At 34.8% G+C, this 14,355-nt stretch carries 11 protein-coding genes and 2 tRNA genes; 2 read left to right on the top strand and 11 right to left on the bottom strand.

Annotated elements, in window-relative coordinates; all coding sequences use genetic code 11:
* Positions 1-5: 5 nt before the first annotated feature.
* The 4 genes from ABDW27_RS15375 to ABDW27_RS15360 are packed head-to-tail and all read right to left on the bottom strand — an operon-like array spanning position 6 to position 6,384.
* Positions 6-530, bottom strand: coding sequence for a DUF3341 domain-containing protein (locus ABDW27_RS15375; protein ID WP_343696701.1), 525 nt, complete (start codon positions 528-530; stop codon positions 6-8).
* Entirely contained in the window at positions 523-1,923 is a 1,401-nt protein-coding gene (gene nrfD / locus ABDW27_RS15370; protein WP_343696700.1) for an NrfD/PsrC family molybdoenzyme membrane anchor subunit, read from the bottom strand. Before nrfD ends, ABDW27_RS15375 begins: the two co-directional genes overlap by 8 nt.
* 34 nt (positions 1,924-1,957) lie before the next feature.
* Complete coding sequence (locus ABDW27_RS15365) at positions 1,958-5,011, bottom strand: TAT-variant-translocated molybdopterin oxidoreductase (RefSeq protein ID WP_343696699.1); 3,054 nt, start codon at positions 5,009-5,011, stop codon at positions 1,958-1,960.
* Positions 5,012-5,043: 32 nt separating this feature from the next.
* Positions 5,044-6,384 carry a c-type cytochrome gene (locus tag ABDW27_RS15360; RefSeq protein WP_343696698.1) on the bottom strand — a complete coding sequence of 447 codons (1,341 nt, stop codon included), beginning with the start codon at positions 6,382-6,384 and terminating at the stop codon, positions 5,044-5,046.
* 219 nt (positions 6,385-6,603) lie between these two features.
* Here ABDW27_RS15360 and ABDW27_RS15355 point away from each other — a divergent pair, with 219 nt between their 5' ends.
* Positions 6,604-6,993, top strand: a complete 390-nt coding sequence (locus ABDW27_RS15355) for an SPOR domain-containing protein (RefSeq protein WP_343696697.1) — start codon at positions 6,604-6,606, stop codon at positions 6,991-6,993.
* A gap of 147 nt (positions 6,994-7,140) precedes the next feature.
* Here the strand turns inward: ABDW27_RS15355 and ABDW27_RS15350 are convergent, their stop codons facing one another.
* The 4 genes from ABDW27_RS15350 to rimP all read right to left on the bottom strand — a co-directional run bounded on the left by ABDW27_RS15350 (position 7,141) and on the right by rimP (position 12,459).
* A complete protein-coding gene (locus ABDW27_RS15350) occupies positions 7,141-7,650 on the bottom strand; it encodes a DUF4920 domain-containing protein (protein WP_343696696.1) in 510 nt (169 codons plus the stop codon).
* Between the two features lie 152 nt (positions 7,651-7,802).
* Positions 7,803-10,682: a translation initiation factor IF-2 gene (infB, locus tag ABDW27_RS15345; protein WP_343696695.1), complete on the bottom strand. Its 2,880-nt coding sequence runs from the start codon at positions 10,680-10,682 to the stop codon at positions 7,803-7,805.
* Positions 10,683-10,730: 48 nt separating this feature from the next.
* Complete coding sequence (gene nusA / locus ABDW27_RS15340; RefSeq protein ID WP_343696694.1) at positions 10,731-11,981, bottom strand: transcription termination factor NusA; 1,251 nt, start codon at positions 11,979-11,981, stop codon at positions 10,731-10,733.
* A 13-nt stretch (positions 11,982-11,994) separates the two neighbouring features.
* Entirely contained in the window at positions 11,995-12,459 is a 465-nt protein-coding gene (rimP, locus tag ABDW27_RS15335; protein WP_343696693.1) for a ribosome assembly cofactor RimP, read from the bottom strand.
* A 174-nt stretch (positions 12,460-12,633) separates the two neighbouring features.
* Between rimP and ABDW27_RS15330 the strand changes: the two genes are divergently transcribed.
* A complete protein-coding gene (locus ABDW27_RS15330; protein ID WP_343696692.1) occupies positions 12,634-13,458 on the top strand; it encodes a universal stress protein in 825 nt (274 codons plus the stop codon).
* Positions 13,459-13,630: 172 nt separating this feature from the next.
* Here the strand turns inward: ABDW27_RS15330 and ABDW27_RS15325 are convergent, their stop codons facing one another.
* The 3 genes from ABDW27_RS15325 to ABDW27_RS15315 form a co-directional block, all read right to left on the bottom strand.
* Complete coding sequence (locus ABDW27_RS15325; protein ID WP_343696691.1) at positions 13,631-13,807, bottom strand: hypothetical protein; 177 nt, start codon at positions 13,805-13,807, stop codon at positions 13,631-13,633.
* A 270-nt stretch (positions 13,808-14,077) separates the two neighbouring features.
* Positions 14,078-14,148, bottom strand: a tRNA-Gln gene (locus tag ABDW27_RS15320).
* 109 nt (positions 14,149-14,257) lie between these two features.
* Positions 14,258-14,328: transfer RNA gene (locus tag ABDW27_RS15315), tRNA-Gln, on the bottom strand.
* Positions 14,329-14,355 lie beyond the last annotated feature (27 nt).

The raw sequence follows: 14,355 nt of genomic DNA, 5'->3' as shown, positions 1-14,355 counted from the left end.
TACAATTAATTCTTTTCAATTACTTTAACTTCTACAGCTCCTGTACCTTCGAAAAAAGAAACAAGTTCTGCTTCGTTATTATTTACAGCAACTTCCATTAAGAAATGGTCATCTGTTGTTCTCACATCAGGATTTTCAGCTTCTTTAAATGGCCATAATCTACTTCTCATATAGAAAGTAATTACCATTAAGTGAGCAGCAAAAAATACTGTCATCTCAAACATAATCGGCACAAAAGATGGCATGTTCTGGATGAAACTAAAACTTGGTTTACCTCCAATATCCTGCGGCCAGTCATGAATCATGATGTATCCCATCATTGTTGTTGCAACAGAAATACCAACACATCCATATAGGAAAGCACAAATTGCTAATCTTGTTGGTGCTAAACCCATGGCTTTATCCAATCCGTGAACTGGGAATGGAGTAAAAACCTCTTCAATATGATGATGAGCAGCTCTAGTTTTCTTTACTGCATCCATCAAAATATCATCGTCATTATAAATGGCGTATATTACTTTATTACTCATGATGTGAATCTTTATTTGCTCTTTCTCTAACGTAATTATCTCCTGTTCCTTTCAAAATTGTTTTAACCTCTGCCTGAGCAATTACAGGGAATGTTCTAGAGTATAATAAAAACAATACGAAGAAGAAACCAATTGTTCCAATGAAAATTCCAATATCAACAAATGTTGGTGAGAACATTGTCCAAGAAGATGGAAGGTAATCTCTATGTAAAGAAGTAACAATAATTACGAATCTTTCAAACCACATTCCGATGTTTACTACAATCGAAATAATAAATGAAAACATGATACTTGTTCTTAATTTCTTGAACCACATAAATTGTGGAGAGAAAACGTTACAAGTCATCATTGACCAATATGCCCACCAGTAAGGGCCAGTAGCTCTGTTTAAGAATGCATATTGCTCATATTCTACACCTGAATACCAAGCTACGAATAACTCAGTGATATAAGCCACACCAACGATAGAACCAGTAATCATGATAATGATATTCATTAACTCGATATGCTGTAATGTGATGTATGCTTCAAGGTTAGAAACTTTTCTCATAACGATAAGCAGGGTATTTACCATCGCGAATCCTGAGAATACCGCTCCAGCAACGAAGTATGGAGGAAAAATTGTTGTATGCCATCCTGGAATTACAGAAGTAGCAAAGTCCATAGATACAATTGTATGTACAGAAAGTACAAGAGGCGTTGCTAAACCAGCTAATACTAAAGATACTTCTTCAAAACGCTGCCAGTCTTTTGCTCTACCGCTCCATCCAAAACTTAAGATAGAATAAACTCTTTTATTAAATGGAGTTATAGCTCTATCACGAAGCATTGCAAAGTCAGGCAATAAACCAGTCCACCAGAAAACTAATGATACTGAAAGATACGTTGAAATTGCGAATACGTCCCAAAGTAAAGGTGAGTTAAAGTTTACCCAAAGAGATCCAAATTGGTTTGGAATAGGTAATACCCAGTATGCTAACCATGGACGACCCATGTGAATAATTGGGAATAAACCAGCCTGAACTACCGAGAAGATTGTCATAGCTTCCGCAGAACGGTTAATAGCCATTCTCCAACGTTGACGGAAAAGTAATAATACCGCAGAAATTAATGTTCCGGCGTGACCAATACCTACCCACCAAACGAAGTTAGTGATATCCCAAGCCCAACCTACTGTTTTATTTAATCCCCATGTTCCGATACCGGTAGATACGGTGTAAATTATACAACCTAACCCCCAAAGGAAGGCTACTAATGCGATTGTAAATACAATCCACCATTGTTTATTTGCAGGTCCTTCAACAGGTGCTGCCACATCTACAGTTACATCGTGATATGATTTATCACCTATAACTAAAGGTTTTCTAATGGGTGCTTCGTAATGAGACGACATAATCCTTTATATTGTTTCTTAATTAATAATTTTACTAAGTATTTCTAACTTTAACATGGTAAACCACATTAGGTTTTGTACCTACATGCTCTAATAAGTGGTATGATCTTTCGTCAGCAGCTAATTTAGCAACTTTACTTTCTTTATCATTTACATCACCAAATATCATTGCTCCTGAAGAACAAGCACTAGAACAAGCTGTTTGGAATTCACCATCTCTTACTGGACGGCCTTCGTTTTTAGCTTTTAATTTAGTAGCTTGTGTCATTTGGATACACATAGAACATTTCTCCATAACACCACGAGAACGTACGTTAACGTCTGGATTAAGAACCATACGGCCTAAATCATCGTTCATATGATAATCGAACTCGCTGTTTTTGTTATATAAGAACCAGTTAAAACGACGTACTTTATACGGACAGTTGTTTGCACAGTAACGAGTACCAACACATCTGTTGTAAGCCATATGGTTTTGACCTTCACGACCGTGAGAAGTTGCCGCAACAGGACAAACAGTTTCACAAGGTGCGTGGTTACAGTGCTGACACATTACAGGCTGGAATGCCACTTGTGGGTTATCTCCAGCTTTTTCCATTTCATTAAAAGTAGATAATGAACTAGATAAACCAGCAATATTTTCTTTTCTTTCGTTATCACCTTCAAAAGTGCTTTCAGAAGAATAGTATCTATCGATACGTAACCAGTGCATATCACGGCTTCTTCTTACCTCTGCTTTACCAACAACTGGTACGTTGTTTTCAGCGTGACAAGCAATTACGCAGGCACCACATCCTGTACAAGCATTTAAGTCAATTGAAAGATTAAAATGGTGTCCAGTAGTACGATCAAATGATTCCCATAAATCAACAGTAGTAGCTTTTACTTCCTGGTGATCTAAAGATACCATTGGTTGCGGATTCCAATGTTCAGCATTTTCTTTATTAAATACATCTAGAGTAGTTTCTTTAATAATATCTCCTCTACCCATTAATGTTTTTTGTCCTTGAACACAAGCAAACTCATGCTCTCCATTTGCCGCAGCAATGGTAATAGACTGAACACTATTGAAATTAGTATATAAAGCGTAAGCATTTAAACCTACCTGCATTTCTTCTTTTAGACCTTCTTTACGTCCATAACCTACAGCAAAACCAACTGTACCTACAGCTTGACCTGGCTGAACAATTACCGGAACGTTTTCTATTTTCTTACCGTCAGCAGTAGTAATAGTAGCATAACTACCATTTAAACCTCCGTTTGCTACAATTCTGTTTGATAAATTGTATTTCTGAGCATCTGCATTCGAAACAGTAATATAGTTATCCCAAGAAACTCTTGTGATTGGATCTGGAAACTCTTGTAACCAAGGGTTGTTTGCATGTTGTCCATCTCCCATACCTGTTTTAGTATACAATACTAACTCAAGACCAGAAGCTGGTTTTGATTTTGAAAGTACATTTGCTGCACCAGCAAAGTCAAATGATCCTCCAGCTAAAGCTGTTGAACCGATTACAAAAACACCATCATGTAAAACTTTATTCCATGTAGTACCAGCAATAATAGCGGCTGAATTAGCTTTTAAGTAATCATAGAATTTTCCAGGAATTCCATTTAATGATAATAAAACATCTTGAAATTGTTTTGTATCAAAAATTGGACGAATAGTAGGCTGTGTTAAGCTATAAGTTCCTTTTGTAATTACTACATCTCCCCAAGACTCTAGGTAATGAGGTGCTGCAGCAGCAATATTTGATATAGCAGCAGTTTCATCTTCTCTTAAAGAGAAAGCAACTGATTTTTTAACTTTTTTCAATCCTGATACAAATGAAGCTGAATCAGCTAAAGTGTAAACTGGATTAACTCCACTCATAATTAAAGTATGAACACTTCCTGCATTCATATCTTTTATTAATTGAGCTACAACTGCATTAGATCCTTTTCTAATTTGTCTTGTTCCTGCAGTACTGAAAGCTTCACTAGCTAATGCCTGGTTAATAGCTAAAACTAATAACTGCGCATTTTTATCTTCAATTCCAGATACCAAGATTCCTTTAGAACCTGCAGCTTTTAATTGTTGAGCTGCTTTTACAACTTCTGCTTTAAATTTAGCATCTAAAGAAACAGGAACAGAAGCACCAACAATAATGTTATATATTTGAACTAAAGCTTGTTTTTGATCAGCTGTAGTCATAGGAACACGCTTATCAGCAGCTGCTCCAGATAATGTCATATTTGATTCAAACTGGAAATGACGAGACATTTTTCCATTTTGAGGAATACGTCCTTTTGCATATCCGGCATCATATCCACCACCTTGCCAGTCTCCTAAGAAATCAGCACCAACAGATACAATTAAAGAAGCTTTAGAAAAATCATAATCAGCCAAAACTCTTTCACCATATACAGTTTCAAACGCATCTAATGCATCTGATGAAGAAACTGCATCATATACAACGTGTTTAGCATTTGGGTTTTTAGCAATGAACTCAGCTATTAATCTCTCAGTAGATGGGCTTGCTAATGTATTAGTTAATAATACCACCTGACCACCTTTAGCTTTCGCATCAGCTAAGCTTGATTTAATTTCTAAATCAACAGTTGCCCAGCTAGTTTTTTTACCGTCTTTCAATGGTCCTTTCAAACGGTTACTATCATATAACCCTAAAATAGACGCATGAATTCTTGCATTGGCAGAAAAATTAGCACCAGCAATGGTATTGTTTTCAATTTTAATTGGACGACCCTCACGAGTTTTTACCAAAAGGTTTGCAAAATCAAAACCATCAAAAACAGTAGTTGCATAATAATCTGCAACACCAGGAATGATTTGCTCTGGTTGTAATACATAAGGGATAGACTTGTGCACAGGACCTTCGCAGGCAGCAAGTGTTACCGCTGCAGTACTAAATCCTACGTACTTTAAAAAGTCACGACGTGAAGTTCCAGATGAAGCTAACGCATCTGCATTCCCTAGAAATTCTTCTGTAGGAATCTCTTCAACGAATTCGTTATTTCTAAGCGCCTCAACAATAGAGCTATTTTCTAGCTCCTCAACACTTTTCCAGTATTTTTTGTTTGATGACATTGTATATATATATTAAAATCTTAATAATTCGATTAATAGTGGCATTTACCGCATTCTAAACCTCCCATTTGCGCTGCAGTTAATTTCTCTACACCGTATTTTTTAGAAAGTTCAGCATGAATTTTATCATAGTATGCATTTCCTTCCATCTTAACATCAGTCTTTCTGTGGCAGTCCACACACCATCCCATTGTTAATTTAGAGTATTGCTTCATGATTTCAAATTCTTGCACAGGACCGTGACATGTTTGACACTCAACTCCTGCAACAGAAACGTGTTGAGAGTGGTTGAAGTAAACAAAATCAGGAAGATTATGAATACGAACCCATTTTACCGGTTTTGTTTTTCCAGTATAAGCCTGTTTAGCCTTATCCCATCCAACAGCATCGTATAATTTTTGAATTTCTCCATCGTAAAATGCTTTACTATATTCAGCAGTAGCAGTAGTTTCAGCAACTTCAGAAATATTTTTATGACAGTTCATACAAACATTTAAAGAAGGAATACCAGCTGTTTTACTTACACGTGCAGCAGAGTGACAATATTTACAATTGATTTCGTTGTCACCAGCGTGAATTTTATGAGAGTAATGGATTGGCTGAATTGGCTCATAGTTTTGATCTACACCAACCTGCATTAAGTATCCATACACAAAGTAACCACTAGCTAAAAGTAAAAATATAGCAGTAACTAAAACCAAAAACTGGTTTTTAGCAAAAGCTTTCCAAATTGGAGTTCTGCTTTCTTTCGGAGCAACCTCTATTCCATTATTAGCAGCAACTTTAGTCAATACTTTGTTCACCATGAACAACATAACAACCAAAATAGCCATTACAACAGCAAGAGCCCCTAAAATAACATTATTAGAAATTGCACCATCTTGAACCTGAGTCCCAGGAGGCGTAGCAGCCCCTCCAACAGCAGGAGTTGGTGTCTTTTTCTCTTCAGAAGTGTAAGCGATAATATTATCAATATCTGCTTCAGATAACTGAGGAAAAGAAGTCATAACTGACTTATTATTCTCTTCAAAAAGTTTTACAGCAACAGGATCACCTGATTTAATTACCTCAGAGCTGTTATGAACCCACTTGTAAATCCAAGCCATGTCATGTTTTGCAGCAACTCCTCTAAGAGCCGGACCTGTTGATTTAGCATCTAATTTGTGACATGCAGCACAATTTGCATTAAAAAGTTCTTTCCCTTTTACCGGATCACCACCACCAGATGCAGCAGCAGGCGCCGCAGCAGCTTCAGGTGCCGCAGGAGCTGCAGCAGGATCTTGAGCAAATGAAGTTAGGGAGAAAATTAACGTTAGCGATAAACTAAGTAATAATTTTCTTGAGATCGAATTATGGTTACCCACCTTTTTCATATAGTATAATAATTATCTACTAATTTTTGGTATGATTTTTTCTGTACTAAATCAGACAAAAATTAATACCTTCTTTTAAAACTTGCACAAAAATACGACTTATGAACTATTCTCAAAACCTTAAAATAGTCTTAAATATCAATTTATATCAATTCTAAATAATATTAAAATTTTACTTCCAAACTTTAAATAGTATTTTTGCATAAAAACCATCACATTATGAGAATTTTAACCTCTTCAAAAAACGTTTTCTTAACATTCACAATGTTGACATTAGCATACAATATTCATGCTCAAAGCCAAAATTTAACATTAAATCAGGACCCAAAATTTGAGCAGTTATTAAACGACAAACGCAAATTTAACACAGCAATAAGTACAAACGATTCTTATCGAATTCAAATTTTTAGCGGCAAAAGCGAAGATGCAAAAAAGACGTTGTCTGACTTTAAAAGAGAATACACAAACATAGACGGAACCATCATCTTTAATACCCCAAATTATAAAGTCATAGTTGGAAATTTCAAAACAAGAATTGAAGCTGAAAGAAATTTAGCTGACATTAGAAAAAAATACAAAAGTGTGTTTTTATTAAAACCCGGAAAATAATATCTGAAATACAAATGACAAAAAAAAGCGGGAATATCTTTCCCGCTTTTTTTTGATTAAAATACACTCTCAAACCCTTTTAATCAACTTCTTTTTCTTACAAAAAAAGCTTCAATTTTCATTGAAGCCTTATATTATAATCAAAAACTAATTGACCACTTTAATACCGCCAGCCAAAAAACGTATTTCTTCTTTTGGCGTATTGATTGCATCTATTTCTGCTTTTGTTTTTTTAGCATCTTTAGCATAATGTTTCAGCTCATCAACAGAGGTGATCTTCTTTTCAGCTGTGCCTTCTAAAACCACATTTTTACCTTTCAAAGCTGTCGGAACAAAAAATGCATAATCTTTCATTTTTACAAAGAAAGAAGAACCATTTTCGGTTTTAAGAGTTATCCAGCAGCCTCTTTTTTCACAAACATTTGTCACCTGTCCTTTTACAAGAATCCCTTCTTCTTTTTTCGCATCTTTTAATTTATCCTCCAGCATTTCTACAGAAATCGCTTTGGATACTGAAGCTGACGAAACATCTTCACCATAAAAATCCCCCACTAAACCTTTACCTTCAGGCGGAGCTGGTTTTTCTACTGCCTCCTGAGAGAATGAAAATGTAGAAACACCTATCAATAAAATAACCGAGTACACTATTCGTTTCATAGCAATTAAATTTAATTACATCAAAAATAACATTTAAACTCTAAAAGTTGGTCAAAATTTATTTCAATTCTAAATCAAACCAGGATCAATAAATTTACTAAAATAAAAAAGTCCCAATTTTCATTGGGACTTTAAATATGAATTATTGAATATTATTTCAATTTCTTTTTAATTGCTACTTCGTGGTAAGCTTCAATCACATCATTGATTTCAATGTCATTAAAACCTTTAATCTGAATACCACAGTCATAACCTTTCGTTACTTCTTTAACATCATCTTTGAAACGTTTTAAAGCAACTAGTTCTCCTGTATGGACTACCACTCCATCTCTAATAACTCTAATTTTAGAAGTTCTCAAGATTTTACCATCAGTTACCATACATCCTGCAATTGAACCAACTTTAGAAATTTTGAAGATCTCACGAATCTCAGCAGTTCCTAAAACTTCTTCTTTCATCTCTGGAGCAAGCATTCCTTCCATCGCATCTTTCAAGTCATCGATTGCCGCATAAATGATAGAGTAGTAACGGATATCGATTTCTTCTTTCTCTGCAAGCTGTCTTGCATTTCCTGCCGGACGAACATTAAATCCAATAATGATCGCATCAGATGCAGATGCTAAGTTAACATCGGTTTCAGTAATAGCACCAACTCCTTTATGTATAATGTTGATTTGAACTTCTTCTGTAGAAAGTTTAGAGAACGAATCTGATAATGCTTCAACAGAACCATCCACGTCTCCTTTAAGGATAACGTTTAATTCTTTAAACTGTCCAAGAGCAATACGACGTCCAATCTCATCAAGCGTAATATGTCTTTGAGTACGAACTGACTGTTCACGCATCAATTGAGAACGTTTAGATGCAATTTGTTTTGCCTCTTTTTCATCTTCAAATACGTTAAATTTATCTCCTGCAGTTGGCGCTCCGTCTAAACCTAGAACAGAAACCGGAGTTGAAGGTCCAGCAGTTAAAACTGTATGTCCTCTTTCATCGTGCATTGCTTTAACTTTACCATGATGTTTACCGGCAAGCATATAATCCCCAATTTTCAAAGTACCTTGTTGTACTAAAATTGTAGACACATATCCTTTTCCTTTATCTAGATAAGCCTCAACAACAGTTCCCTGAGCTGCTTTGTTAGGATTTGATTTTAAATCTAAAATCTCAGCTTCTAATAAAACTTTCTCTAATAATTCTTTAACTCCTGTTCCAACTTTTGCAGAAATATCATGTGACTGAATTTTTCCACCCCAATCTTCAACAAGTAAATTCATACCAGCCAAACGCTCTTTGATTTTATCAACATTCGCATTTGGTTTATCAATTTTATTGATTGCAAATATAATTGGCACTCCCGCCGCTTGTGCGTGAGAAATTGCTTCTTTTGTTTGTGGCATGATGTCATCATCCGCCGCTACCACAATAATAGCGATATCGGTAACCTGAGCTCCACGTGCACGCATAGCTGTAAATGCCTCGTGACCCGGAGTATCTAAAAATGCAATTTTTTGTCCGTTATCTAAAGTAACTCCATATGCTCCAATGTGCTGTGTAATACCTCCAGATTCACCAGCGATAACATTTTCTTTACGAATATAATCCAGTAAAGATGTTTTACCGTGGTCAACGTGACCCATTACTGTTACAATTGGCGCTCTTGTTACTAAATCTTCTTCTCTATCTTCAACAACCTCAATTGCTTCTTCGATATCAACAGTGATAAATTCTACATCATAACCAAACTCATCAGCAACAATTGTTAATGTCTCAGCATCTAAACGCTGGTTCATTGTTACCATGATACCAAGTGACATACAAGTTCCAATTACTTTTGTAATCGGCACATCCATCATGATGGCGATTTCGCCTACAGTAACGAATTCTGTAACTTTAATAGTTTTACTTCCTTCATCAAGAGCTCTTTGTTCATCATCAGATTTCTGACGGTGTGTTTCTCTTTTATCTCTTCTATATTTAGCCGCTTTAGATTTTCCTCCTTTACCTTGAAGTTTTTCAAGAGTTTCTCTAATTTGGTTTTTTACTTCTTCTTCGGTAGGCTCAACTTTTGCTACAATCGCCGGACGGTTTCCTTTTACAAAACCTGGTCTTGCGCTTCTGTTAGCATTAAATCCTCCACCTTGATTATTTTGCCCAGGCTTATTAGGATTTTGATTACCTCCTCCTTGAGGATTATTTCCTGTTGCTGGTTTTACTGCACCTGGTGTACCTGGCTTAGGAGCAATTCTTTTACGCTTATTTTTATTAGCGTTATTATTATTTCCTCCTGCTCCCGGAACTCCTGGTTTGTTTTGATTATTTTTAGGATCTTCCTTCTTTTTCTTAGGCTTGTTAAATTGAGACAAGTCAATTGTTTGTCCTGTAAGAGTAGTTCCAGATAATTTTTGATATTGAGTAGTAATAGTTTCTTCTGCAGTTGTAGGATCTGTTGAAATAATAGGTTCCTGTGCTGTTTTAGAATTCTCTGCTTTTACTTCTTTTCTCTCTGTAATAATAGGTTTTTCTATCTTTTTCTCATCAGAAACAACAGGAGCAGACTGCTCAGACTGTACCGTTTCTTTTTGTACAGGTTTTTCTGTTTGAGACGGAGTAACAGATTTAGGTTCTTCCGTTTTAACCGGCTCCTCTGCAGCAGCTGGCTTTTTCGGATTCAAATCAATTTTACCAACTTGAACAGGTCCAGTTACAACAGCTCTCGCTTTGATGATTTCTTGTTGTTTCTGACGCTCTTCTTCTTGTCTGCGTTTGTCCTCAATTTCTTTCTCGCGTTCAACACGCAATGCTTCTTTTTCTTTTCTTTTTTCTTCTCCTACTTCTTTAGAAGCTTCCTTATTCCCCTTATCGCCCGCAAATTGGCTTTGCAGGATATTAAATTCACTGTCAGAAATTTTAGCATTTGGATTTGCATCAATAGCAATTCCCTTATCTTTTAGATAATCAACAGCTCTTTCTAACGAGATATTTAATTCCCTTAAAACCTTGTTTATTCTTATTACTCTCTCTTCAGACATATAACCTTTTTATTATTACCTTTTTCGTTGTGTTGTTAGAGTCAGATATTAGTTATCAAACTCTTCTTTTAGTATCTTAATAACATCAAGAATTGTTTCCTCTTCCAGATCTGTTCTTCTTACTAAATCTTCTACATCTTGTTTTAAAATACTTCTTGCAGTATCTAAACCAATTTTTGCAAACTCTTCGATAACCCAGTCTTCGATTTCATCTGAAAACTCTGTTAATTCAACATCGTCATCGTCTTCGCCGTTTGCAGCGTCGCCTTCTCTAATTACATCTAATTCATATCCTGTTAACTGGCCGGCCAATTTAATATTATGCCCTCCTCTACCAATTGCTTTAGAAACTTCTTCTAATTTCAAGAAAACTTCAGCTCTTTTATTTTCTTCATCAATTTTAATTGACGAAACTTTTGCAGGGCTTAATGCTCTTGTAATGAACAATTGAATATTATTTGTGTAATTGATAACATCAATATTTTCGTTTCCTAATTCACGAACGATTCCGTGAATACGAGATCCTTTCATACCTACACAAGCTCCAACCGGATCAATTCTGTCATCGTAAGAGTCTACAGCAACTTTTGCTTTTTCTCCCGGAATACGAACTACATTTTTAACTGTAATTAAACCATCGAAAACTTCCGGAATTTCCTGCTCAAATAATTTCTCCAAAAACTTCTCAGAAGTTCTGGACATAATAATTTGAGGTTTGTTTCCTTTTAATTCAACGCTTTCAATAATTCCACGTACATTATCTCCTTTACGGAAAAAATCTGATGGAATTTGTTTTTCTTTTGGAAGTACAATTTCGTTTCCTTCATCATCTACTAAGATAACAACTCTTGGGCGAACATGGTGCACTTCGGCAGTATAAATATCACCAATAATATCTTTAAATTGTTTATAAAGATTTGTATTATCGTGTTCGTGAATTTTTGATATTAAGTTTTGGCGTAAAGCTAAAATAGCTCTTCTTCCTAAATCAATCAATTTAACTTCTTCAGAAACTTCTTCTCCAATTTCAAAATCCGCTTCAATTTTTCTAGCTTCAGTCAAAGTAATTTCTTCGTTCTCAAAATCCAGATCTTCGTCAGCAACGATAACTCTTCTTCTCCAAATCTCCATATCTCCTTTATCAGGATTTATAATGATATCGAAATTATCATCAGAACCGTATTTTTTCTTTAATGCATTTCTAAACACGTCCTCCAAAATTGCCATAAGCGTTACACGATCAATAAGTTTATTATCTTTAAACTCTGAGAATGAATCGATTAATGCTAAATTTTCCATGCGAATTCTTTAATTAAAATGTTACTGTAACAACTGCCTCTTTAATTTCTGTATAAGGGATCTGTTGTTCTTTTTGAACTGTTTCTTTTCCTTTTCCTACTTTTTTCGGTTCTCTTGCCTTCCAAGACAAAATTATAAAAACATCGTTAGCTTCTACTAATTCTGCTTCAATTTTTTCATTATTTGTAGTAACAATCAGCGTTCTACCAATATTTTTCTTGTATTGTCTTACCAATTTCAAAGGAGACCCTACTCCAACTGATGCTACTTCAAGCGAAAAATCCTGCTCTTCACGATCCAGATTATTCTCGATTGCACGACTAACATCAATACAATCCTGAAGCATTACTCCATTGTCTCCATCTAAACCAACGCTAATTTTAAAAGAATCCGAAATAGAAAGATCAATCAAAAAGATCGATGGCTTTTCCAGAAGAGCTTCTGTAATTAATTCGTTTACTTTTTCTTTAAATGTCATAATTTTATAAAAAGAGGGGACACTTAGTCCCCTCATTATTTAGATTTTAATAAATAACGGTGCAAATATAGTGATTTTTTTATAAATCAAATAAATAGATTGCCCTAAAAATATTTCTTATCTTTATAGTAGCATTCAAGAAAACAAATATTCTAATAATTTAACTCAAAAATTATGAAACGAATTTTAGTACCTACTGACTTTTCAGAACATGCTGAAGATGCCTTAAAAGTTGCCGCGAAAATAGCCAAAAAAAACGATTCTGAAATCATCATTTTACACATGCTGGAATTGCCTCATCAAACAAATGACGCGATATTTGGAGGCGTAAGCATTCCTGAAACTATGCTTTTTATGAAAAAAGCCAACGAAACCCTGGACAAAGTCTCAAACAGCTCTTTTTTAGATGGAATTCCGATAACCGAAATTGTAAAAATGGACAAACCCATACACGGAATTACTCAGGTTAGCAAGGAATATGATGTTGATTTAATTATAATGGGATCGCACGGATCTTCGGGAATTGAAGAATTATTAATTGGCTCGAATACTGAAAAAGTAGTACGAAATTCAGAAATTCCAGTTCTGGTCATCAAAAAAGAGATTCCAAATTTCAACATCTCAAAGATTGTTTTTGCCTCTGATTTTTCAGAAGAAACCAAAAAACCCTTTGGAAAACTCCTGAATTTCATAAAATTCTTCGACGCAAAAATTCATTTGGTTTCAATTTGTACACCAAACAGCTTTAAACCAACACATGTAGCAGAAAAAGCCATAAAAGAATTTGTTTCAGAATTTAATCTAACCAATTATTCGACACATATTTACAATGACACTAATATCGAAAAAGGTATTATAAATTTCTCAAATAGTATTGACGCAGATATTATTGGTATGTGTACACACGGAAGAACCGGATTTGCTCATTTCTTTAACGGAAGCATTAGTGAAGGATTGGTAAATCATGCTGTTAGACCTGTAATTACACTTAAAATTTAAACAAATAAAGTTTATTAATTAATCTTCACAAAAAAATACTTTTCAACATAAAGTTTTTTTTATACTCAACAACCAACAATTTATTTAAATAAAAAGAAGATGAGAAATACCTTCCTCATCTTCTTTTTTTTTTTATACAATAATCTATTTAAGGGATTTCGATATTATTTCTTCAATCTCCCCCTCCTCCTATCAAATCTATTAATTCTTGCAATGTCAAACCATCGACCACATCACCGAATAGCTCTCTAGCTCTAGCCAGAAGATCTTCATACAAACCTCCACCTCGCACTTGAATCATTTCAGAAGACTCCAGCTCTGTAAAATTCATTTCTTTTAAATTATCCATAACTTCAATGTTTTTAGAATTATTATTATTTAGTTAAAAACAAAAAATATACTGCAGCATTTTTTTACAATTTCAAATTTATGTAAAATACTGATACACAGGTGTTAAAAAATAAGACAATTACTACTTTAAGCAAAAAAAACTGCTTGACAACAAAAAATGAATTAATATAAAAAGGAAGAAAAAAAACTCAACCCACAAAAGAAACACACACTCTCTCGTAAATTTATTCCATAAAAAAAAGCCTCCCATTTCCGAGAGGCTTTTCTGTTGGTCTACTAGGACTCGAACCTAGAAAGACGGCACCAAAAACCGTAGTGTTACCATTACACCATAGACCAGCAGTGCGGTTAAGCGGGTGCAAAATTAGAACTTTATTTTGTTTATGCAAATTTTACAGAAAACTTTTTTGTATAAAAAAAAGCCTCTCATTTCTGAGAGGCTTTTCTGTTGGTCTACTAGGACTCGAACCTAGAAAGACGGCACCAAAAACCGTAGTGTTACCATTACACCATAGACCAGCAGTGCGATTAAGCGAGTGCAAATTT

It is taken from the genome of Flavobacterium sp. (assembly GCF_039595935.1).
GTDB lineage: Bacteria > Bacteroidota > Bacteroidia > Flavobacteriales > Flavobacteriaceae > Flavobacterium.
Note: the sequence above shows the minus strand (reverse complement) of the source record. Positions and strands in the feature narration are given on the sequence as shown.

Bases quoted from the DNA above. Each gene is read 5' to 3' on its own strand.
- ABDW27_RS15375 (WP_343696701.1), bottom strand. From the start codon at position 530: ATGAGTAATAAAGTAATATACGCCATTTATAATGACGATGATATTTTG.
- nrfD (WP_343696700.1), bottom strand. From the start codon at position 1,923: ATGTCGTCTCATTACGAAGCACCCATTAGAAAACCTTTAGTTATAGGT.
- ABDW27_RS15365 (WP_343696699.1), bottom strand. From the start codon at position 5,011: ATGTCATCAAACAAAAAATACTGGAAAAGTGTTGAGGAGCTAGAAAAT.
- ABDW27_RS15360 (WP_343696698.1), bottom strand. From the start codon at position 6,384: ATGAAAAAGGTGGGTAACCATAATTCGATCTCAAGAAAATTATTACTT.
- ABDW27_RS15355 (WP_343696697.1), top strand. From the start codon at position 6,604: ATGAGAATTTTAACCTCTTCAAAAAACGTTTTCTTAACATTCACAATG.
- ABDW27_RS15350 (WP_343696696.1), bottom strand. From the start codon at position 7,650: ATGAAACGAATAGTGTACTCGGTTATTTTATTGATAGGTGTTTCTACA.
- infB (WP_343696695.1), bottom strand. From the start codon at position 10,682: ATGTCTGAAGAGAGAGTAATAAGAATAAACAAGGTTTTAAGGGAATTA.
- nusA (WP_343696694.1), bottom strand. From the start codon at position 11,981: ATGGAAAATTTAGCATTAATCGATTCATTCTCAGAGTTTAAAGATAAT.
- rimP (WP_343696693.1), bottom strand. From the start codon at position 12,459: ATGACATTTAAAGAAAAAGTAAACGAATTAATTACAGAAGCTCTTCTG.
- ABDW27_RS15330 (WP_343696692.1), top strand. From the start codon at position 12,634: ATGAAACGAATTTTAGTACCTACTGACTTTTCAGAACATGCTGAAGAT.
- ABDW27_RS15325 (WP_343696691.1), bottom strand. From the start codon at position 13,807: ATGGATAATTTAAAAGAAATGAATTTTACAGAGCTGGAGTCTTCTGAA.